Origin of the sequence: Advenella sp. FME57 (genome assembly GCF_014897675.1) — a bacterium.
Taxonomy (GTDB): Bacteria; Pseudomonadota; Gammaproteobacteria; order Burkholderiales; family Burkholderiaceae_B; genus Advenella.
In genome coordinates, this window is record NZ_JABUXU010000016.1 from 72,599 (window position 1) to 91,438 (window position 18,840).

At 53.7% G+C, this 18,840-nt stretch carries 21 protein-coding genes and 1 pseudogene; 10 read left to right on the plus strand and 12 right to left on the minus strand.

Annotated features, from left to right (window positions below):
• Nucleotides 1–7 precede the first annotated feature (7 nt).
• From INT32_RS17160 to INT32_RS17175, 4 genes are all read right to left on the minus strand, one after another.
• Complete coding sequence (locus INT32_RS17160; RefSeq protein WP_193089935.1) at nt 8–475, minus strand: RES family NAD+ phosphorylase; 468 nt, start codon at nt 473–475, stop codon at nt 8–10.
• Nucleotides 475–933, minus strand: a complete 459-nt coding sequence (locus tag INT32_RS17165; RefSeq protein WP_226817218.1) for an antitoxin Xre/MbcA/ParS toxin-binding domain-containing protein — start codon at nt 931–933, stop codon at nt 475–477. The genes INT32_RS17160 and INT32_RS17165 overlap by 1 nt, the downstream gene beginning before the upstream one ends.
• Before the next feature lie 123 nt (nt 934–1,056).
• Nucleotides 1,057–1,611: a cytochrome b gene (locus INT32_RS17170; RefSeq protein ID WP_193089936.1), complete on the minus strand. Its 555-nt coding sequence runs from the start codon at nt 1,609–1,611 to the stop codon at nt 1,057–1,059.
• Nucleotides 1,608–2,711 (minus strand): catalase family peroxidase, encoded by a 1,104-nt coding sequence (locus INT32_RS17175; RefSeq protein ID WP_193089937.1) that lies wholly within the window; start codon nt 2,709–2,711, stop codon nt 1,608–1,610. The genes INT32_RS17170 and INT32_RS17175 overlap by 4 nt, the downstream gene beginning before the upstream one ends.
• Before the next feature lie 207 nt (nt 2,712–2,918).
• Between INT32_RS17175 and INT32_RS17180 the strand changes: the two genes are divergently transcribed.
• Together INT32_RS17180 and INT32_RS17185 are read left to right on the plus strand one after the other, a co-directional pair.
• Nucleotides 2,919–3,452, plus strand: a complete 534-nt coding sequence (locus INT32_RS17180) for a sigma-70 family RNA polymerase sigma factor (RefSeq protein WP_226817220.1) — start codon at nt 2,919–2,921, stop codon at nt 3,450–3,452.
• The gene (locus INT32_RS17185; RefSeq protein WP_193089938.1) at nt 3,449–4,195 is read left to right on the plus strand and encodes an anti-sigma factor; all 747 of its coding nucleotides are present in this window, start codon (nt 3,449–3,451) and stop codon (nt 4,193–4,195) included. Before INT32_RS17180 ends, INT32_RS17185 begins: the two co-directional genes overlap by 4 nt.
• Nucleotides 4,196–4,231: 36 nt before the next feature.
• Here the strand turns inward: INT32_RS17185 and INT32_RS17190 are convergent, their stop codons facing one another.
• Together INT32_RS17190 and INT32_RS17195 are read right to left on the minus strand one after the other, a co-directional pair.
• On the minus strand, nt 4,232–4,507 hold the full coding sequence (locus INT32_RS17190) for an antibiotic biosynthesis monooxygenase (protein WP_193089939.1): 276 nt from the start codon (nt 4,505–4,507) through the stop codon (nt 4,232–4,234).
• Between the two features lie 247 nt (nt 4,508–4,754).
• A complete protein-coding gene (locus INT32_RS17195; RefSeq protein WP_193089940.1) occupies nt 4,755–5,645 on the minus strand; it encodes an MBL fold metallo-hydrolase in 891 nt (296 codons plus the stop codon).
• A gap of 186 nt (nt 5,646–5,831) precedes the next feature.
• Here INT32_RS17195 and INT32_RS17200 point away from each other — a divergent pair, with 186 nt between their 5' ends.
• Complete coding sequence (locus INT32_RS17200; RefSeq protein ID WP_193089941.1) at nt 5,832–6,806, plus strand: GlxA family transcriptional regulator; 975 nt, start codon at nt 5,832–5,834, stop codon at nt 6,804–6,806.
• A 57-nt stretch (nt 6,807–6,863) separates the two neighbouring features.
• On the opposite strand, the gene INT32_RS17205 is transcribed toward INT32_RS17200, so the two are convergent.
• Both INT32_RS17205 and INT32_RS17210 read right to left on the minus strand, forming a co-directional pair.
• Nucleotides 6,864–7,271 (minus strand): PIN domain-containing protein, encoded by a 408-nt coding sequence (locus tag INT32_RS17205; RefSeq protein ID WP_193089942.1) that lies wholly within the window; start codon nt 7,269–7,271, stop codon nt 6,864–6,866.
• Between the two features lie 3 nt (nt 7,272–7,274).
• Nucleotides 7,275–7,511 (minus strand): type II toxin-antitoxin system Phd/YefM family antitoxin, encoded by a 237-nt coding sequence (locus INT32_RS17210; RefSeq protein ID WP_193089943.1) that lies wholly within the window; start codon nt 7,509–7,511, stop codon nt 7,275–7,277.
• Nucleotides 7,512–7,762: 251 nt separating this feature from the next.
• Between INT32_RS17210 and INT32_RS17215 the strand changes: the two genes are divergently transcribed.
• Complete coding sequence (locus INT32_RS17215; RefSeq protein ID WP_370540254.1) at nt 7,763–8,413, plus strand: molybdopterin dinucleotide binding domain-containing protein; 651 nt, start codon at nt 7,763–7,765, stop codon at nt 8,411–8,413.
• An 87-nt stretch (nt 8,414–8,500) separates the two neighbouring features.
• Here the strand turns inward: INT32_RS17215 and INT32_RS17220 are convergent, their stop codons facing one another.
• From INT32_RS17220 to INT32_RS17230, 3 genes are all read right to left on the minus strand, one after another.
• Complete coding sequence (locus INT32_RS17220) at nt 8,501–9,124, minus strand: 2-hydroxychromene-2-carboxylate isomerase (protein ID WP_193089944.1); 624 nt, start codon at nt 9,122–9,124, stop codon at nt 8,501–8,503.
• Between the two features lie 67 nt (nt 9,125–9,191).
• Nucleotides 9,192–9,920, minus strand: a complete 729-nt coding sequence (locus INT32_RS17225) for an SDR family oxidoreductase (protein ID WP_193089945.1) — start codon at nt 9,918–9,920, stop codon at nt 9,192–9,194.
• Between the two features lie 394 nt (nt 9,921–10,314).
• The gene (locus tag INT32_RS17230) at nt 10,315–11,289 is read right to left on the minus strand and encodes a LysR family transcriptional regulator (protein ID WP_193089946.1); all 975 of its coding nucleotides are present in this window, start codon (nt 11,287–11,289) and stop codon (nt 10,315–10,317) included.
• Nucleotides 11,290–11,376: 87 nt separating this feature from the next.
• On the opposite strand from INT32_RS17230, the gene INT32_RS17235 reads away from it, so the two are divergent.
• The 4 genes and pseudogenes from INT32_RS17235 to INT32_RS17250 all read left to right on the plus strand — a co-directional run.
• Nucleotides 11,377–12,585 carry a CaiB/BaiF CoA-transferase family protein gene (locus INT32_RS17235; protein ID WP_193089947.1) on the plus strand — a complete coding sequence of 403 codons (1,209 nt, stop codon included), beginning with the start codon at nt 11,377–11,379 and terminating at the stop codon, nt 12,583–12,585.
• Between the two features lie 49 nt (nt 12,586–12,634).
• The gene (locus tag INT32_RS17240; RefSeq protein ID WP_193089948.1) at nt 12,635–13,588 is read left to right on the plus strand and encodes a tripartite tricarboxylate transporter substrate binding protein; all 954 of its coding nucleotides are present in this window, start codon (nt 12,635–12,637) and stop codon (nt 13,586–13,588) included.
• An 89-nt stretch (nt 13,589–13,677) separates the two neighbouring features.
• Nucleotides 13,678–14,664 carry an MDR family oxidoreductase gene (locus INT32_RS17245; RefSeq protein ID WP_193089949.1) on the plus strand — a complete coding sequence of 329 codons (987 nt, stop codon included), beginning with the start codon at nt 13,678–13,680 and terminating at the stop codon, nt 14,662–14,664.
• Between the two features lie 21 nt (nt 14,665–14,685).
• Nucleotides 14,686–14,874 (plus strand): annotated as a pseudogene (locus INT32_RS17250) (thioredoxin-disulfide reductase); the annotation flags it as partial.
• Nucleotides 14,875–15,387: 513 nt separating this feature from the next.
• On the opposite strand, the gene INT32_RS17255 reads toward INT32_RS17250, so the two are convergent.
• Complete coding sequence (locus INT32_RS17255) at nt 15,388–16,284, minus strand: LysR family transcriptional regulator (protein ID WP_193089950.1); 897 nt, start codon at nt 16,282–16,284, stop codon at nt 15,388–15,390.
• Between the two features lie 161 nt (nt 16,285–16,445).
• On the opposite strand from INT32_RS17255, the gene INT32_RS17260 reads away from it, so the two are divergent.
• Together INT32_RS17260 and INT32_RS17265 are read left to right on the plus strand one after the other, a co-directional pair.
• Nucleotides 16,446–17,138, plus strand: a complete 693-nt coding sequence (locus INT32_RS17260) for a type 1 glutamine amidotransferase domain-containing protein (protein WP_193089951.1) — start codon at nt 16,446–16,448, stop codon at nt 17,136–17,138.
• A 262-nt stretch (nt 17,139–17,400) separates the two neighbouring features.
• Entirely contained in the window at nt 17,401–18,228 is an 828-nt protein-coding gene (locus INT32_RS17265) for an alpha/beta fold hydrolase (RefSeq protein ID WP_193089952.1), read from the plus strand.
• Nucleotides 18,229–18,840: the final 612 nt, after the last annotated feature.

An 18,840-nucleotide genomic window follows, 5' to 3' on the forward strand; every position in this document is an offset into this window, starting at 1 on the left:
TTGCCCCCTAAACGCGTTGCTCTAACATCTGCTCATCATAGGAAAAATCATAGATATTCAAGACCTTGATACTTGCGATGGCTGGATGCAGCGGATTTAGCACAATATTACGTTCCAAGGGAAGCACTACCGAGGGGACAATAAGTCCTAACTGGCTTGCCGATTTCAGCCACTTTGTTCCAAACGACATACTGGCTCTGTCGGCAGGCAAAGAGGCCCACCCGACGGGTAATGCTTGTGGTTCGACCTCCAGATATAAGCTCGCGTCGTCCGGCAGTTCAAAGCAGGTGATTTTCAACGGAAATGTTGGACGGGCGCTGGCATGCACGAACGTTTCAAGCGCACAGATGGCCGGCGACAGGCCCATGTAAACGGCTGGTACGTCCATGTCGTTCCATCGACCGCCTTCGATCGCCGCGCCGCGGCCGGACAAATCGGTTGCCCGTTTTGCTTTTGCGACACGCCAAGCCTGCATTAAACGACTCCACCCCATTCGAGCGCGTTCAGGACGCGGCGAACCTGTTTTGCCCCTATCTCTGTTTCGCATTGCATCACGGGGCTGTTGCCGCCCAAAGCGTCGTTAGGCGCCGCCAGCCAGCGCGCTGCTTTTTGTTTGTCTTCAAAAACGTCTTCGGCCAGTATCGCGATCGAAGCTAACCGGTCCAGTCGCTCCGAGGCGACTGAGTCCAGAGGTTTCTCATCCTTTTTGCGGCGCTCATATGTTGACAATGACAGATTGAGCAAGCGCCCGATGCTTGTGGATGACATGCCGAAGGTCAATTTAGCCGCAGTGGCCCAAGATACACTCAAACCGGTCATGATGGACTGGATGCGTTGTCCTTCGCTCATCCGGGCATGGTCATGTGCCAGACGCCAGAAGGACGGTGGGGCAGGGGTTTGTTGGTTATCCCTGAGCGTACGCTGAGTTTTCATGGTAATTTATTCAATTGAAAATATTGAAAGTGTCAAATGAATTATACGCCCGTGGATGATTTTTGTCAGTTCCTCTGGCATCTGTCTGTACCGGTTAGCCCACCTAAATTTTCTGACCTTATTTCAAGCGCGATTCCTGACCATCGACTCCAACACGCCATCGCGCCTGATCAATCCATGGAACAACCCGGCGGCCAGGTGCAGTAATACCGTTGCAAACAATAAATAGGCCAGATAGCGATGGGCTGCGCGCAATACTGCAAACACGTCTGCGTTTTCCGGTGCAATGGCCGGCATAGTCCAGGTGCCGATGAGGGTGACAGGCGTGCCGCTGGCCGAGACCATCGCCCAGCCGATGAGCGGCATGGCAAACATAAGCAGGTACAGCAGCCAATGCGAGGCAAACGCGGCTCGTTTCTGCCACGCGGGCAATTGAGCCGGCAATGGCGGAGTACCCTTGATCAGGCGCACAATAAGTCGTAAGCACACGAGCAACAGAAGCACGGCGCCCAATGGCTTATGAATGGCTAACAACCAGTTGTGTCGCTCGGAAACTGAGGCGACCATACCCACCCCGATAAACAGCATCGCCAGAATCCCAGCTGCCATCAACCAATGCAGCGCTCTGGCGGCCAGACTGAAACTCGTGCCCTGGGTTTTATCAACAGAATGGTTCATTTTGAGTGCTCCGATGGGGCGGCAGAAGAGGATGGAGAGGGGCGGCTCAGGCCTTCACGGGTTCGCCGCTCGACCGAGGCGGCATAAACGGCGGATCGCGCGGGCAGCAAGGGATCGTCCGAGATTGCCATTCCTTGGGGCAGGACGGTCGGATCGAAGTTAATGTCGCGGCAAGGTCCTTGGTCCTGGGCCTGGCTTTTTTCAATCACGATCATGCCTGCATCCACCTGCCGGCGTGAATCGGGCCACGGTTTCGTGGCATCGTTGCTCGGATCGCCGGGATCGGCAACCGTCACGATCAATCGCCAGCGCAACGGTCCCTCTGACAATCGCTGACTCAGATCCTTATCCAGATAGTTCTGATCATGTTCCGGCGCAGCATCGACCGCGGCAGGTTTGCCCAGCGGTACGACGCGCCAGCGCACGTTCTGCCGGGCGCCTTCGCTATTGATAAACACAAATGCATTGAGGCTGTAGTATGCTTCAGTGGCAAAACTGGCCGATGGGCGCGCTGTCTTGACCCATTTGCGGAAATTGGCGGTTTCAGGATGAGAGGCAAAAAAGGCCTTGATCCTGGCCGGGTCCGGTTTGCCGGTTTTTGGATCGGGCGCAGTCGCTAGCTGTTGTTCATAGAAGCTTTGCGGTGTCGCAACCGGGAAAACCGGCATACTATTCATGGCGGTGCGCCACTGCTGGCCATCGGGCATGGTCAAACGCAGTGCGAAGCTGCGGATAGGCACACTGGAGTCGGGTGCATAGGGGTTGGGTCCCGGCAGTGCCAGGCGGCCAACCAATGGGGTGGTGGAGCCAGGCGAGAACATCGGTGCGCTTGACAGCGCCTGTGCCTGGCCACTGCTCTCAAAGTGACCCGTCACGCAAATCCCTTTGGCGTGATTGCGACGAAAACCTGGATGGCTCTTGCCGCCGGGTTCGAAGGTATTGGCAATGCGATCGACGGTCAGACGTTGTGGGGCGAGCCAGCCTCCTGTAAAGCCAAAGGCGGCGCCAAGGCCCAGGACGGCAACGCCGATCACGGCGAATCGTATCAGTTTTTGCCCTGCAGTCATTCCGGGCGGGCGGGTATCTTTGTTTTCCAACATCGTACTTCCCTGGCCTTGCGGCCTGTTGCACATGTGGATATAGACGACTGCGTATTTTTTTTATTCCCAAATGGAATAATATCGAATCACAAGCGTCATACAGAAGCCTTGCATTGTGTGCAATCACCCGGGCAGCATATGAACAAGCACCGAATTTTCAACCAAGAGGACAGGCAATATGATCCCCGCGCAGAGGATTTACCGCTGATGGCGGACACTGAATGCAGATGTGATGCCTCGGATGACATGTCCGATGCGTCGCTGCGCGAGCTGTTGCCCCGGCTGTACCGCTTTGCGCTGTGGCTGAGCAAAGACCCGACCACAGCAGACGATCTGGTGCAGTCAAGCATAGAGCGTGCCCTCAAATACCAGCATACCCGCAGACCAGACGGGGATTTGCGCGCGTGGCTGTTTTCCATTTTGTATCGGCAGTTCATTGATACCACACGCCACGCCAAACGCTATGCACGATTATTGGAATGGTTTCGCAAAGCCGATGATGCGCCCTCGACCGAGCGCCATGTGCAGGCCCGTGCTTCGCTGCACGCATTCGAACAGTTGCCGGAAGCGCAGCGGACCCTGTTATGGCTGGTCAGCGTGGATGGGCTCAGCTACAAGGCTGTGGCCGATATGTTTGATGTGCCGCTGGGAACCATCATGTCCCGCCTGTCCAGGGCGCGCGGCGCGTTGCGCGATGCCTGTGACGGCGAGTCCGCAAGCCATCTGAGGATATTGAAATGAATGACGATCTACACATTGACGACATGATGCGGCACGCCTACGTGGATGGGCGATTGAACGCAGAACAGCAAAAAGCGATGAGCCAATATCTTGCGGCCCACCCGCAAGAGGCGCGTGAACTGGACTCCTGGCGCAAGGACGCAGCGCAATTGCAGGCGGCATGGCAAATTGCCGAGCCGCCGTTGAATCCTGCGCTGGACCCGGCGGCTATCCGCAGGCGCTTGAAAGAACGCACAAACACGCGCTGGCAACTGGCGGCCAGCGTCTTTGTCGCGCTTTGTATCGGGGGCCTGTCGGGATGGCAGTTGCGTTCCGTACCGGCTTCGCAATTGAATTTGGCAGCTCGCCCGTTGCCCATGCAGGATGCAATTGAGGCATACCGTGTCTTTGCGGACAACCCGGCTTTGCGCGCCGATGCGCTGGCTACAGAGACGGATTTGCAGCAATGGGTGGCTGCCCATTTTTCAAATGCACAACGCTTGCCCGACCTGACCGCCAAGGGCTTTCACCCTGTTTTCGCTCGCATGTTAGTGACCGAGGAGGGCCCTGCCGCCGTCGTGATATACAAGAATGACACCGGACAGCAGACCGGGTTTTATATCCGACCGCCTGGCCCCGGCAACAAGCTGCTTGCAGAGGGGCAAAGGCAAGAAGGGCCGCTGCTCACCCGCTACTGGTCAGACCGTGGCTACAATTATGCGCTGGTCGGCAGCAGTTCCATTGTCATGAACGGTACGGGCTGATAGCCGACCGCTTTGGGGCTCGCAAATATACCGTGCCTATGAGACTTCCTGTATTTCGTATTGCCTTTGAATCGAGCCGGTTTCAACGCCCCAGCTGGATTTTTTTGTTCGTTCCTGATGGGCTTCAAAGCTTTTTTGATCCGCAAACAATTCCTCAACCGTCCACACCAATGGGTCAGCAGTTTCTTTCACTTCAAAAGCTACGCATCCGGGCTCATTTATTGTCAACAGGATGTGTTCAGGAAGAAAACGGCGGACTGATTCGGATTCTTCAAGGGTTTTACAGATTAGTTGTCCACTCAGTTTGATCACGCGTACTCCGATTTCGCACAAGGTCGAAGCCCGCCGTATCCGGCAGGCTGAGGGTAGCGATGATTTTATCTTGTTTTGCCGGTCAGCGGCCCGTGTAAGCGGGCTACAGCCATTGGTACGGTACAGGCGTCTCGGACCCTAAGGTTTTTATTGCTCAATCGTTGCTTACAGTCGGACTCCAGGCCATCCTGAAATGTACGCAACGAGTGAAGCTCGCCTGTAACGCCCAGCGCAGTCTTGCGTGTAATCAGAACTGCACTGTCGCCCCGTCTTCGGGGATCTGCACGCGATCCTGGATGCCCTTTTCCTGCGCATATGCCTTTAACTCTTTACGGGTCTGGGCCATATGGTTGATTGCATCCATATGCGTGGCGACAATCGTTGCCTGCGGGGCTACCCGAGAAGCGCGCAGCACGTCTTCCTTGCCCATGATAATGGAATCTTCAAAGTCGCTCATCATGGCATACCCGGCATTGATTACGATGACTTGCGGATCGTACTGAGCCAGCGCCTGGTCCACTTCGTCGCGCCAGATAGTGTCACCCACAAGATACAGTGTCTTGTGACCAGGCGCCTGGAAAACGACGCCCATGGCTGGGCCAAGCGCCTTGGCCACTTCTGGTACGGCATACATTTGATCTGTGCCATGTTGTCCGCCGGTCTTGCGCAGCGTTACGCCACCAAACTCGACCTTATCGGACAGGATGCGCACGTTGGTAAAGCCTTGTTTGCGAATCATTGTTGCATCGGCCTGATTCTGTGCAAAAAGCGGAATGTCTTTGGGCAGCAGTTTCTGGGCGGCCTCATCCCAGTGATCCAGATGGGTGTGGGTGATGATGACTGCATCGACGCCGGCAATGACATCCTTCTCGGACATCGGCAGTTCGACCAGCGGGTTGCGCAAGTTGCTGCGGTAGGTCCCTTCAAAACCCGGGTAGGTGCCTTTTTTGGCCAGCATCGGGTCAATTAGAAAAGTGGTGTCGGCGTACGTGATTTTTACCGTGGCGTTGCGAATCTGCTGCAACTGCACTTGTTCTGTGGTGGGGGCGGCAGTGGTTGCCTTGGTTTGGGCAAATGCAGCGCCCGTGGTCAGGCTCAGGGCCAGCGCCAGGGAACTGATGATCGTTTTCATAGACATGTAGCTACTCCGATGTATCGCTTGATTAAAGAAGAGCCTCTATTGTGTGGTCGGCAGGTATTTTGCAAAAGTGGCCTGAATGACAATAATAGATAAAAACAGGCCAAAGCATGGTTAATTTTATGGCCTGAAACAATATATAGGTTAAAATCAGGTCAATCCTCCATTCCTATCGGTTGTTTACTCATGTCCTGTATTCGCGTGGCCGTATTGGCCTTTGATGACGTCAGCCTTTTTCACCTCTCGGTTCCCGGCCTTGTCCTGGGCGCCAATAACGAGTCAGGTCCGGCTCGATACAAACTGCAGTACGTTGCTCTGACGCCTGGTCAGATACGCACTGATCAGGGGGTCATGATCGAGGTGCCGGATGGTCTGCAGGCTTTGCAGCAGGCCGATATCATTATTGTTCCCGCCTGGAGCGACCCGCAAGTGCCTGCGCCCCAGGAACTCACCACTGCACTGCGCCAAGCACACGCCAACGGCAAGCTGATCGTGGGTTTGTGTCTTGGAGCATTTGTGCTGGGCGATGCAGGCTTGCTCGATGGCAGAGAGGCGACCACGCATTGGGTGGCGCGCGACGTGTTTGCGCGGCGTTTTCCGCAGACTTTGTTTCGTCCTGACGTGCTTTATGTGGCCGATGACAACATTGTTACGTCTGCCGGCACCGTTGCCGCCATTGACTGCTGCCTGCATTTGCTGCGCGAGCATCAAGGGTACGAGGCGACAAACCATGTCGCCAGGCTGCTGGTGACGCCGCCCCATCGACCTGGCGGACAGGCGCAGTATATTGAGCGACCCGTCCCAAAACTTGCCGACAATAATCGTTTGCCTGGCGTGCTGGAATGGGCGCGCGAGCATCTGCAGGAGCCGTTGTCGCTGGATACGCTTGCCAGCGTGGCCAAGATGAGCCGGCGCACCTTCACCCGACGCTTCCGGGAAGCAACCGGCACAACCGTCAACCGGTGGCTTAATACCGAGCGGGTTGCCCGGGCACAGCATTTGCTGGAGACAACAGATTTGTCTATTGAACGCATCACAGCAGAAGCGGGCTTTGGGACAACCCTGGCCCTGCGCCAGCAATTTGCCGCCCAACTGGGCACCTCGCCATCGAACTATCGGCGCAATTTTTGCAAAACCGCGAGCGAGGCGGTGCTGGCGTAGTTGGATTTTAGCGATGCCAGGTGATATCCGGGGGAGTTTTGTTTCGCCGTAGCAGCATCATCGTACCAGCCAGTTCTCTATCTGCAGGTTGGGTACGCGCGAGAATTCCCGCTCATTGTCTGTTACCAGTATGGCTTTGATTGCCAAAGCCTGTGCCGCGATCCATGTATCGTTGGCCCCGATCGGAGTGCCCTGGCGCTCCAAATCCGCCCGCACCAGTCCGTATTGGCGACTGGTGGCAGCATCAATACCGACCAGTTGTAATTGCTGGGCCATACTTACAAGCCGCGCGCGGTTGCGCTCACGATATGCACTCTTTTCTGCACCAAATTCCAACTCCCCGAGCACGACTGTCGATAAGCGGATGCTGTCAAGCGGCAGGGTTTCCAGGCGCTGTTTTACGGCGGCTTGTCCTTTCAAGGCAGCGATCAGGATGTTAGTGTCCAAAAGATAAAGCGCGGCCACGGTTTAATCATCCAATGAGGTTACCGGTTCCGCCTGGGGATCCTCCGGAGGTGAAAGGTCAATATCGTCTTTATCCATCCAAAACTCACGAAAAGCGTCTGCCGCAACGACTGGGTGATCCGGAATCAGGCGTGCCACAACTTTGCCATGACGCGTGACGGCGATTTCCTCGCCAGCCTCAACCCGGGCGAGCAGGGCCGAAAAATGTGATTTGGCTTCAACAATAGTAACGGATTTCATAGTGCATCCATAAAAATGACCATATGGTCATAATATAGAAAATCCGTGAGAGCGTCAAACAGGTGCAATAGTTAAATTCCACGTGAGCGGTCAGAGGTGCGTCCAAATCCGGCTAAAATTATAAGTCCTTGATATCATAGGCCTTGATCATGTTTTTCATAATGAAAAAACCCTTATCGATACTGTTATTATTTCCAATTCGCCAATCATACGTGGACACTGTGTGCTTCACAATGTGAGAAATTGAATATGTGAACTGCAGAAAATGCAGGATACTCGCGGCGGATGACGGCGGTATATTAAGACGCTTTCGCCAGGATCCGACCCAATATCCCCTGCAAACACCCAGCGGCAAGATCGAGATTGTCTCAGACCGTATTGCGAGCTTTAACTATCCAGACTGTACCCGCCATCCGACATGGCTAACCAAGAAGGTAATACCTACTGGGCAATTTCCCCTTTGGTTGATTGCCAACCAACCGAGTACCCGGCTGCATAGCCAGCTGGATTATGGAAAATACAGCGCTTCGCAAAAAATTTGCGGACGTGAAGTGTGCTCCATCAATCATGTTGATGCCAAAGCGCGCGGCATCATGGATGGAGATCTTATACGTCTCTATAACGAACATGGCAGTTGTCACGCCGCAGCCCGACTGTCGGAAGACCTCATGCCCGGCGTCGTGCAGTTGCCCACAGGTGCCTGGTATGATCCCGTCGACCCGCGTGCCGAGCGCCCTGAATGCCGCCATGGTAACCCCAATGTGTTAACAACAGATTTACCCACATCTGCCCTGTCGCAGGGGTGCAGCGGACAATTGGCGAAGGTTGAAATTGAACGATTGGGTCCGCAGCCAGGTCAGGTGCAGGCGTTTGTCCCTCCGGCAATTATTGCCGATTCTTAAGAGTGATAAAGGTACGTCCGGCTTGCGACTCAACGCTTAGCGCGATAAGTTCGGGAACTTTAAGGCGGGCGCCGAAGCATCAGTTGCTTATCGTGTAGTTACAGCATGTTCATTTATTTTTTCTTCCACCTGCGCCAATCGGTCTTTCCCGAAGTAAATATCGTCTCCCACGAAAAAGGTCGGCGAACCAAAAGCACCGCGATCGCACGCCTGCTGTGTGTTGTCGATCAGGCGTTGTTTGATATCGCTTTGCTGCGACAGCTCCATGATTGCTGCGCCATCGATCCCTGCCTGCTCAAGTGCGCGCAGGATGGTATCGCTGTCGGACATATCCAGTTCCTGTTCCCACATGCAGGAAAAAACAGCGTCTACATAGGTGTCGAAAACACCGAGTTTTTCTGCGGCAATGGCCCCACGCATGATTTTTAGCGTATTGACCGGCCAATAGGGGTTTCTGCGATACTGGCTCAGCTTGTGTTTTTTGATGAAACGCTCAACCTCAAGTGCGTCATAGGCTCGCTTGTTGGCGATATGCGCGAAGGCATTGGCAGGGGACTGGTTATTTGTCAGTTTGAACAGTCCGCCAAGCAAGATCGGCACATAATGAAATGTCTTTCCTGTTCTCGCTTCAATATCGGGAATCACTTTATGGCAAAAGTAAGCGTTAGGACTTCCAAAATCGAACATAAAATCAATTGAAGGGGTTTGCATGGACAATGCCTTTATTCAGGAATAATCAATTTAGAAAGAATGTCGCGCGTGAAGGTGCGACCAATATTTACCAGGTTTCCATCCACGGACGCAATTGCGTTTCGTGTGTCCAGGCATTACGCGGCTGCTGGTGAATCTGCCAATACGTTTCGGCAATGCTTTCGGGGTCCACAATGCCTTCCTGGTCTTTTAATGCATAACGCTGCGGGAAGGTTTCGCGAATAAACTGGGTATCGATGGCGCCGTCGATAATCGGGTGCGCCACGTGAATGCCCTTGGGCCAGAGTTCTCGCGCCATGCTTTGCGCCAACGCCCGCAGGCCGTGCTTGGCGCTGGCAAAGGCGGCGTAATTGGCCCGTCCCCTTAGGCTTGCTGTTGCCCCCGTGAAAATAATGGTGCCGCGTTCGCGCGGCAACATGGCCTTGGTCACTTCGCGCCCCATCAGAAAGCCCGCAAAGCACGCCATTTCCCAGACTTTCGAATAGACTCGGGCAGTGGTATCGGTAATGCTGAATTGAACGTTTGCTCCGATATTGAACACCGCTACTTCGATGGGCGCGATCGTGCTTTCGATATGCTGGACCAACTCTATCATCTGATCTTCCTTGCGGGCGTCACTGCCAAAGCCATGCGCCTGGCCGCCGTCATCGACGATCTGTTTGACCAGCGGCTCCAGCTTGTCGGCATTACGGCGTGTCATGCAGGCGATATAGCCTTCACGCGCAAAACGCCGGGAGATGGCGCTTCCGGTTGCATCTCCGGCACCCACGACGAGGATTGCTTTTTTTTCGTTCATTGTATTGACTCCTATGGTATTTAGTTATTGATCAATGCCGCAGTTGCGCCAGTGCACCTATTTCGATCATCATCTATTTCCTGTGCGTCTGGGCTGGGCGCATGAAAGGTCGCACCCGCCACTGTATCCTTCGATCATCTTGATCGCGCCATGCATAGGTTACTCCCATGGCCATGGTATCTATGGTTTGCTTTAATCATAACCGCCGCTGCCTAATAATTCTTAATCGGCATGTTGATTTTAAGCAGGACAGTGCTTTTGCGGTGAAAGCATATGCGTCGTGCCGCGAAGCGGCACAAAAAAAGCGCCAAAATTGGTATGATTTTCGGCGCTTGGGTGCTGGCGCGGTGCACCAAACACCGTTGGCATTTTCTCTGTATCTGTTGCCTGTCTGTCACTGTGTCGACGTATACAAAATTTCTTTAATGAATTTTTCTACAGCGCGCGAGGCTGCTGTCAATGGATGCTGCCTGGATGTAGCGATCCAGGTGGTTTGCTGCACGCTTGGGCTGCACAAGTGACGAGCGGTTAACTGGTTGTTGCTGATGGCTTTGACGTAGGTGCCTGCAGGGGACAGGGTGAGAAGACCGGACGCTAGCATGGCTTCCTGAATCAGCGACGAGGTGCCGGCCTCCAAGGCAATATTGAGCGAGATTCCGTGATTGGCCGCAGCACCAAGGATGTGGTCTGTAAGACTATTGGGGCGAGCTGGCATGGCGATTGGAATTGCCTGCAGAACATTAAAGGGAATATCCTTCTGCCGAAACAAGGGGTGATCGGGCGTGCCTATGACTGATACCTGTCCACGCATGAGCGGGTCGGCATAAACCGGTCGGGCGCCGCCGTAGCGATTGAACACGCCAATATCAACACGCCCCGAGCTTAGCCATTCCTCGACCTGCCCGCTATAGGCTTCCAGCATTCGCAACCGGATGCCCGGATGCGTTGATTGCAGACGGCGTACCAGGCTGGATGCCAAATGGCGCGACACCAATGGAATGACACCAACCGTGACGTCTCCTGATAATTGAGCCCGGGTATCAGACACCAGAGCATCAAAAGCTTCCAGTTCGGCTATCAGGGATTGAACGCGCGGCATGATGCGTTGCCCAAAATCGGTCAACGCGACGCCACGACCGTGGCGATGAAAGAGTTTTTGGCCTAAACGGCTCTCCAGACCGGCCACCCGTCTGCTCAATTGGGATTGCGAGACGCCCATCGAAATGGCGGCACGCAAGAAACTACCATGGCTGGCTACCCGGATAGCGGCTTTCAAGCCTGCAACTGCGATGGAGGAGTCGACTGTATCGGCCATATCGGGCTGTTTTTCCTGTTTGTTTTGGGCTTCGGTCAGAATTGCATAAATCACATATCTGATATCCCGAAACTACGCATTCATCATATATGAAAGGCCCTAGAATCGTCTACAGATTACAACTTCCAGGGAACAAGCATTTTGACTTCTGACAACGCTCACGGCCCGCTAAATGGTCTACGTATTCTTGATTTGTCGACGGTTATAGCAGGGCCATATGCGTCGACGTTGCTGGCAGACTTGGGGGCAGAAGTCCTTAAGGTGGAATTGCCCGGCATAGGCGACGGCCTGCGCGCCTTGGCGCCGCACAAGAATGGCGTTCCCCTTTGGTGGAAAGTGACGAATCGCAACAAGCGCGGTATAACGCTTGATCTGCGCAAGGCGGGCGCGAAAACCGTGCTGGAACGACTTTTGCCAGAATTCGATGTGATCGTCGAAAACTTCAGGCCTGATACCCTGGACCGCTGGGGTATCACCAGGGACTGGATGCATGGTATTAACCGACGTCTCATCATCTTGCGTGTAACAGGCTTTGGGCAGACAGGTCCGTATCGTAACCGTCCTGGTTTCGCGCGCGTTTTCGAATCAATGAGCGGTTTTACCCGCATGTGCGGCGAAGAGGGGGGCAGTCCAATGCATCTGGGCTATCCCGTCTCGGACGCGGTGGGTGGTTTGTTTGGCGCGATCGGTATCCTGGCTGAACTCAGTCGGCTGCGCGCGCAACCGGATAGCAATGGGCAGGAAATCGATGTCTCCGTTACCGAAGCCATGTTACGGACCCTGGATTTTCTCGCCATCGAATATGACCAGTTGGGAGCAACGCGGGTCGGTTCGGGCAATTTGAGTCAGTACGCGGCGCCCGGCAATATTTATCGCACTCAGGATGGCAAATGGGCGTCCATTGCGGCATCCACCCAAAGCATTTACGAGCGGCTATGCCATGCCCTGGATCTGCAGGCTTTGTTGGAGGATCCCCGCTTCGTAGACAATCCCACGCGTGTCATTCATCGAGAGGTGCTGGATGGCATGCTTTCCGAGCGCATCGCTAGCCTGACACTTCAGCAGTTGCAGCAACGGCTGGATCGCGCACATGTCGGGTTTTCGCCAATTTACGATGCCTCGGATGTCATGGCTGACCCGCATTTTCAGGCACGCGAAGCCATCGTTACTGTAGTTGACGACGAGCTGGGGCCCGTGCGTATGCAGTGTGTTGTACCGCGCTTTTCCGAAACGCCAGGGAAGGTTCACAGCACGGGGCCTGGTATCGGCCAGGATAACGAGGCCGTGTATGCCTCGTTGGGTTTTAACGATCAGGAAATTGAAGAAATGCGCCATCAGGGCGTGATATAGACGGCAGCAGAACGAGGTCAGGTCTAACAACAACTGAAGGAGACTAGTGATGAAAAGGCTGATTTTTTGCCTATTGATGGCGATGGCGGCTTCAATCGCCCAGGCACAAAGCGATAAGGTAAACAGGATTATTGTTGGGTTTCCTCCAGGGCAGGCGACAGACCAGGTTGCACGCCTGCTTGCGCAGGAACTGTCACGCGAACTGCAGGAAAATTTCATCGTGGAGAATCGACCAGGCCAAGGCGGCAGCGTGGCCCTGGCGGCGCTCAAACGCAGTGAACCAGATGGTAGCACCATGGTACTGGCAGCGCTGGCTTCTCTCGTGGTCAATCCCCATCTTTATAAAAATGTGGGCTATGCGACACTCAGTGATTTCGAACCTGTTGCGTTAGTGGCGGATCTCCCCATGCTGTTGGTGGTCAATCCCAAATTGCCCGCACATTCCTATCAGGAACTGGTCAACTATGTGAAAGACCACCCGGGTAAACTGAACTATGCATCGTCTGGGAACGGCACGCTGTCGCATTTGGGAATGGAAGAACTTAAGCAGCATACAGGGATGAAAATCGCGCATATACCCTATTCCGGCAGTGCTCGCTCGATGGCAGACGTGGTCGGCGGCGGGGTTCAGGCAGCCATCGATACTGTAGCCGTTACCCAAACACAGATACGCGCCGGCAATTTACGGCTTTTGGCGACGACTTACTCTGAAAGGTTGCCGGCCTTTCCGGACATACCGACAATCGCCGAACTGGGTGTGAAGGACTTCAGGCTCAGTGCATGGCTTGGCCTGATGATGCCTAAGGGCGTGCCGCAGGATCGCGTGGCCAGGCTGAACAATGCAGCAATGAAGGTAATACAGTCAGAAGCGGTGCGCAACAAGTACGCCGCGTTAGGCGCAGTGCCGCGCACGATGCCAACCCCGGAGTTTCGCCGATTCATGGCAGCGGAATACGAACGCTGGGGAAAGGGCGTGCATCAGGCAGCTTTGACAGTTGACTAGGAGTGCAGCAGCATGGGCACAAGCTTAAAACCGAGCGCGTGGCGACGGTCAACGACACAAGGTTAAATCGTAATATCACAGGAGCGAAAATGTTTAACGCATTGGTAATAGATAAGGACGAAAAGGGGTATCGAATTGTCCAGACCCGACTGGACACTGCACAACTGCCCGAAGGCGACGTCCTGATCGACGTTCAGCATTCCACGTTAAATTACAAGGACGCCCTGGCCATCACCGGTAAGGGGCCGGTTGTCCGTCAATTCCCTATGATTCCGGGCATAGACTTGTCCGGCACCGTGCGGGAAAGTAGACATCTCGATTTCAAGGCAGGCGATACCGTCATTATGAATGGATGGGGCGTGGGCGAGACGCATTGGGGCGGGATGGCACAGAAGGCGAAAGTGCAAGGCGAGTGGTTGATCCGGCGGCCAGATGCCATAACATCCGAGCAGGCGATGGCTATCGGCACGGCGGGCTATACCGCCATGCTTTGCGTTATGGCGCTGCAAAAACATGGCCTTGAGGCCGGCGACGGCGACATCCTGGTTACTGGAGCAGCGGGCGGTGTCGGCAGTGTGGCGGTGGCGTTACTGAGCACGCTCGGCTACCGTGTCGTGGCATCTACCGGCCGGCCCGAAGAGGCGGATTACCTCAAGCGTCTGGGCGCCGCAGAGATTATTGACCGCAATATACTGAGCGCGCCCGGCAAACCGCTGGCCAAGGAGCGCTGGGCGGGCGTCGTCGATAGTGTGGGCAGTCATACGCTTGTCAACGTCTGCGCGGGCACGCGATATGGCGGCATCGTGGCTGCTTGCGGCTTGGCGCAAGGCATGGATTTTCCGGCCACTGTAGCACCGTTCATTTTGCGTGGCATTACCCTGGCAGGCATTGACAGTGTGTATTGTCCTCGCAAACATCGCCAGTTTGCCTGGGATTCAATTGCTCGCGATCTCGATCCTGCCAAACTTGCGGTGATCGGCCAGAAAATCATATCGCTGGAGCAGACAGTTGCATTGGCCAGTGAATTATTAGCTGGAAAAGTACGGGGCCGCGTGGTGGTGGATGTGAATCGCTGAATGGTCTGGCGTGGCGTCGACGGGCAGCTCGCGATGAATAACGGGTTTATCCGGATTGGGGGCCAGCAGGGCTTTGTTACGCAACCTTCCATACCGGATGTCTTTTCTGCCGGCGATGTTCAGGACAGTGTGTACCGGCAGGCAATCACCAGTGCAGGGACCGGCTGCATGGTGGCGCTGGATGCGCAGCGTTGGTTAGAGAGCCAGTAACAGATCGTCAAGCCTGTAGTAGAAGCGGTCGCGATGTCTTGACAAATGCGCATACTTTTTATATGACGGTGCGGGGGGCCAGCAAGTTTAGATCGCTGGCATGTCTGCCTACAAATTGGTCGTAGTGAATTCTCGGAAAATGTTCACGGTTACAATATTTTATTCATATTTTTGCCGTTATCTGAAAATTTTATTCACACATAGGGCAGATGTCTGCGTCCCATTAGTACTTCGTGCTTGGTTAGTATAGACGTTAAGACTTATTACCCAGAAAGCTTGGGGCTTTTGGCTTGTTTACAGCATATCCAAGTCTTTTGAAAGGCTCATTGCGAAAAAAGATTGAATACATATTAGCAAGCATGGTATCCCCCCCTACGGACGGAAGTTCCCGTCCAAAAAGAAGAGAACCGCTTGGTGGTCTGAGCTGCCACGGTGGACTGAAATCGAGAGCATAGGTGCCTCGGTATGTTTGTGATGTCCCTGTTTCAGAAGAGCGAAGATCGATCGACTTTATTAAAGCAATGTAGCTACTTCGGCGACGAGCGATCTTAGCCACCGATGTGCAGGGTCATTGCGATAGCGGACATGCCACGCCATTTCTAGTGGAAAGGTCCCAAGATCAACCGGGGCGGGGATGACTTTTAATCTCTGATCTCGCTCTAGCTTGCGACAAATCAGACTGGGCAATGTTGCGCAGTAATCAGTGACCGCAATCATCTCTGGTACGGTGAGAAAATGAGTAACTGAAATGGCAACCTCACGCTTCAAATTATGCCTCTCCAGAGCCTGAAAAAGGCCCACTCGTAGGCGGCCAGAAGGCAACACGTTTACGTGTTTGAGACTTTCGTATTGCTGCCGAGAAATACTGGTTCCAATGCTTGGATGATCTGCGCGAACAACGCAGGAAAGACTTTCATCCATGAGATGCTGGACAATGAGATTGTCTGGTGGATCGACAATTCGTCCGAGAACCATAGCGGTGTTGCCGGAGATGGCTCCGGTTTCAGACAGATCGTTGCCGAAGTTCGTAAAGCGTAGTTTGATACCAGGCGCTAGATCGCGGAGCTTCGCGACAAGTGCCGGCATCAGCGTGAGCTCCGCATAGCTATTAGGTGCTAGGGTGAATTGCCGGTCGGCGTCTGCGGGCCGAAATTGTTGCTGATTGACAATCAGATTATCCAATTGAGCGAGCGCCGCTTCCATCTGCGGGGCGATCTCTTCGGCAAGCGGCGTAGGCCTTATGCCGTACCGTTCTCGAATGAATAGCGGGTCTCGAAGCATATCACGCAGGCGATTTAGAGAATTGGAAAGTGCCGGCTGAGTAATACCCAATCGCACGGCAGCTCTCGTTACGCTTCGCTCTTCCATTAGTGCCATGAATACGGGCAACAAGTTCAAATCGTATTTCATGCAGTTATTATCACAAATCAATATCTAAAATAAAAGAAATAAATTTCTGAAATATGTGCAGAGGTGTCATCATTCACTCGTCGAGCAACACAACGGCTTTAATGAAAAATATATTCCGAAAGTAACGGCTTATCCAAATATATCTCATAAGGATCAAAACGATGAAAGTTCTCCTAGTACTCACCTCACACGACACTCTCGGCGATACCGGCAAGAAAACGGGCTTCTGGCTCGAAGAACTGGCCGCACCTTACTACGTATTCAAAGAGGCTGGTGCTGATATCACCCTTGCGTCTCCCAAGGGCGGCCAGCCGCCTCTTGACCCAAAGAGTGACGAGCCGGCGTTTCAGACTGAGTCGACGCGGCGTTTCAGCGCTGACGAAGCTGCCAAGGCGCAGCTGGCTCAAACCGTCCGACTGGAAACCGTCGACCAGAAGGACTTCGACACAGTCTTCTATGCAGGCGGTCATGGGCCAATGTGGGATCTCGCTGAAGACTCACATTCGATCAAATTGATCGAATCCTTTATTGCTGCGGGCAAGACCATTTGTTTGGTTTGCCATGCGCCGGGCTCCTTGCATCGTGTTAAAAACGCTGACGGATCGCCATTCGTTCAAGGCCGGCATCTCACCGGCTTCACCAACCGAGAGGAAGAATCTGTTGGTCTAGCACAGGTTGTGCCATTCCTTGTTGAGGATGAGCTCGTTAATCTCGGAGCAATCTTTTCCAGGGTCAAGGATTGGGGCGCTCACACAGTGCTCGACGGTCAGCTTCTCACCGGCCAAAATCCAGGATCATCGGTCGAAGCGGCGCAGACTTTGATCGCCGTCCTGGCTAAAAATAAAGACGAATGATCAAACTGAGGCTCTTCACACCGCTCGCTGATGTTTAAATTAGTGTTTTCGAGTGCTGAGCTGGTATCGAACCATCCACTGCATGTGCCTAAACGAGCCTTGCTCGATTACAGTCATCGGCTCGTCTGGGTACCTATTGTTCTTAGTTCGTCAGCGCGCGACCAAGGTGTGTTTCGTTAGACCCTACCTTCAAGATAACCTTCACCTCTGACCAATTCAACGCGGCTTACTCCGCAATCATTGCAAAAAAGGAGATATCACCATGAGCACGATCACGACCAAGGATGGCACCAACATTTTTTTTAAGGACTGGGGGCCGCGCGATGGCCAGACCATTGTTTTCGCTCATGGTTGGCCTCTGTCATCGGATGCCTGGGACGCTCAACTTCTCTATTTTGGCAAGTTGGGGTTTCGGGTCATCGCCCATGACCGCCGTGGTCATGGGCGGTCCGACCAGCCCTGGGACGGCAATAATATGGACCAGTATGCGGATGATCTGGCCGAATTGATTGAAAAACTGGACTTGAAGAACGCTGTGCTGATTGGCCATTCAACAGGCGGCGGTGAAATTGCTCATTACATCGGGCGCCATGGCACCAGGCGTGTAGCGAAGGTGGTGCTGGTCGGCGCGGTTCCTCCACTGATGTTGCAAACTGATGACAATTCAGAAGGAACGCAGCTCGAGGCCTTCGATGGCATCCGCTCGGGCGTGGCAAGCAACCGGTCACAGTTCTACTACGATCTGACTCTACCTTTTTACGGCTTTAATCGTGAAGGATCCCAAATCAACGATGGCTTCCGGGAAAGTTTTCGTCTGCAGGGTCTCGCCGGCGGCATCAAGGGCCAGTACGATTGTATCCACGAATTTTCCGAGGTTGACTACACAGCGGACTTAAGAGCGATCGATAAGCCGACACTCATTGTTCACGGTTCCGACGATCAAATCGTGCCAATCGCTGCTTCTGCTCTCAAAGCAGCCAAGATCGTTAAGCACTCAGTGCTGAAGATTTACGAAGGAGGCAGTCACGGGCTAACACAGGTGGAAGCCGAACGCTTCAACGCTGATGTTCACGCCTTCATCACCGCTTGAGGACAACTGGCAGGGTACAGTGTGCTGCACAGTACCCTGCGGTGGGCCATACGCTGATGCCCAGGCCGCTATCTCCCAGAAACACATGCACAGCGTAAAGATAAACGGCTCGGCATGTGGAACATGGTCATTTCTGATGGCCGGTTGAGCGCACACTGGCCCCATTTGATGCTTCGTCGGTGTCGATCTGAATACGTAATTTAATTTCTATTTGACTGGGGATGATGTCGGACTTGGTGGCGTAATAAATGATGGTCAAGACCAGTAACGAGAGAGTAACAATCCAGCCATAAGGCTGAATGAATAAGCAGAGTACGGCAAATAAGAATATAAACATTAACGCCCCGTTCCATGCCAATCCTGGAATAAAAAATTTAGGATCTCCGAAAGCGCAAGGCCATAGCCATCTCTCTCTTATAGGTGCGAATAGCCGACTTGTTCCGGTTTGGTGTCCGAAGCGCATTCGGTTTTGTTGTGAAAGGCTGTCTGAATATTGAGAATGTTGAAACGAAAAGCCATCTAAATTGTGGCAATTTAGGTGGCTTTTTCTCAAAATTAGAAGAACTTAAGGGAAAATAAAAATCGACTGACTTTATTCTTTACTTCAACATC

Excerpts from the sequence above, each read along its gene's own strand:
- INT32_RS17200 (WP_193089941.1), top strand. The coding sequence starts at position 5,832 with ATGTCCTGTATTCGCGTGGCCGTATTGGCCTTTGATGACGTCAGCCTT.
- INT32_RS17265 (WP_193089952.1), top strand. The coding sequence starts at position 17,401 with ATGAGCACGATCACGACCAAGGATGGCACCAACATTTTTTTTAAGGAC.
- INT32_RS17240 (WP_193089948.1), top strand. The coding sequence starts at position 12,635 with ATGAAAAGGCTGATTTTTTGCCTATTGATGGCGATGGCGGCTTCAATC.
- INT32_RS17220 (WP_193089944.1), bottom strand. The coding sequence starts at position 9,124 with ATGCAAACCCCTTCAATTGATTTTATGTTCGATTTTGGAAGTCCTAAC.
- INT32_RS17185 (WP_193089938.1), top strand. The coding sequence starts at position 3,449 with ATGAATGACGATCTACACATTGACGACATGATGCGGCACGCCTACGTG.
- INT32_RS17170 (WP_193089936.1), bottom strand. The coding sequence starts at position 1,611 with ATGAACCATTCTGTTGATAAAACCCAGGGCACGAGTTTCAGTCTGGCC.
- INT32_RS17225 (WP_193089945.1), bottom strand. The coding sequence starts at position 9,920 with ATGAACGAAAAAAAAGCAATCCTCGTCGTGGGTGCCGGAGATGCAACC.
- INT32_RS17255 (WP_193089950.1), bottom strand. The coding sequence starts at position 16,284 with ATGAAATACGATTTGAACTTGTTGCCCGTATTCATGGCACTAATGGAA.
- INT32_RS17165 (WP_226817218.1), bottom strand. The coding sequence starts at position 933 with ATGAAAACTCAGCGTACGCTCAGGGATAACCAACAAACCCCTGCCCCA.
- INT32_RS17180 (WP_226817220.1), top strand. The coding sequence starts at position 2,919 with ATGGCGGACACTGAATGCAGATGTGATGCCTCGGATGACATGTCCGAT.
- INT32_RS17260 (WP_193089951.1), top strand. The coding sequence starts at position 16,446 with ATGAAAGTTCTCCTAGTACTCACCTCACACGACACTCTCGGCGATACC.
- INT32_RS17195 (WP_193089940.1), bottom strand. The coding sequence starts at position 5,645 with ATGTCTATGAAAACGATCATCAGTTCCCTGGCGCTGGCCCTGAGCCTG.
- INT32_RS17160 (WP_193089935.1), bottom strand. The coding sequence starts at position 475 with ATGCAGGCTTGGCGTGTCGCAAAAGCAAAACGGGCAACCGATTTGTCC.
- INT32_RS17175 (WP_193089937.1), bottom strand. The coding sequence starts at position 2,711 with ATGTTGGAAAACAAAGATACCCGCCCGCCCGGAATGACTGCAGGGCAA.
- INT32_RS17210 (WP_193089943.1), bottom strand. The coding sequence starts at position 7,511 with ATGAAATCCGTTACTATTGTTGAAGCCAAATCACATTTTTCGGCCCTG.
- INT32_RS17245 (WP_193089949.1), top strand. The coding sequence starts at position 13,678 with ATGTTTAACGCATTGGTAATAGATAAGGACGAAAAGGGGTATCGAATT.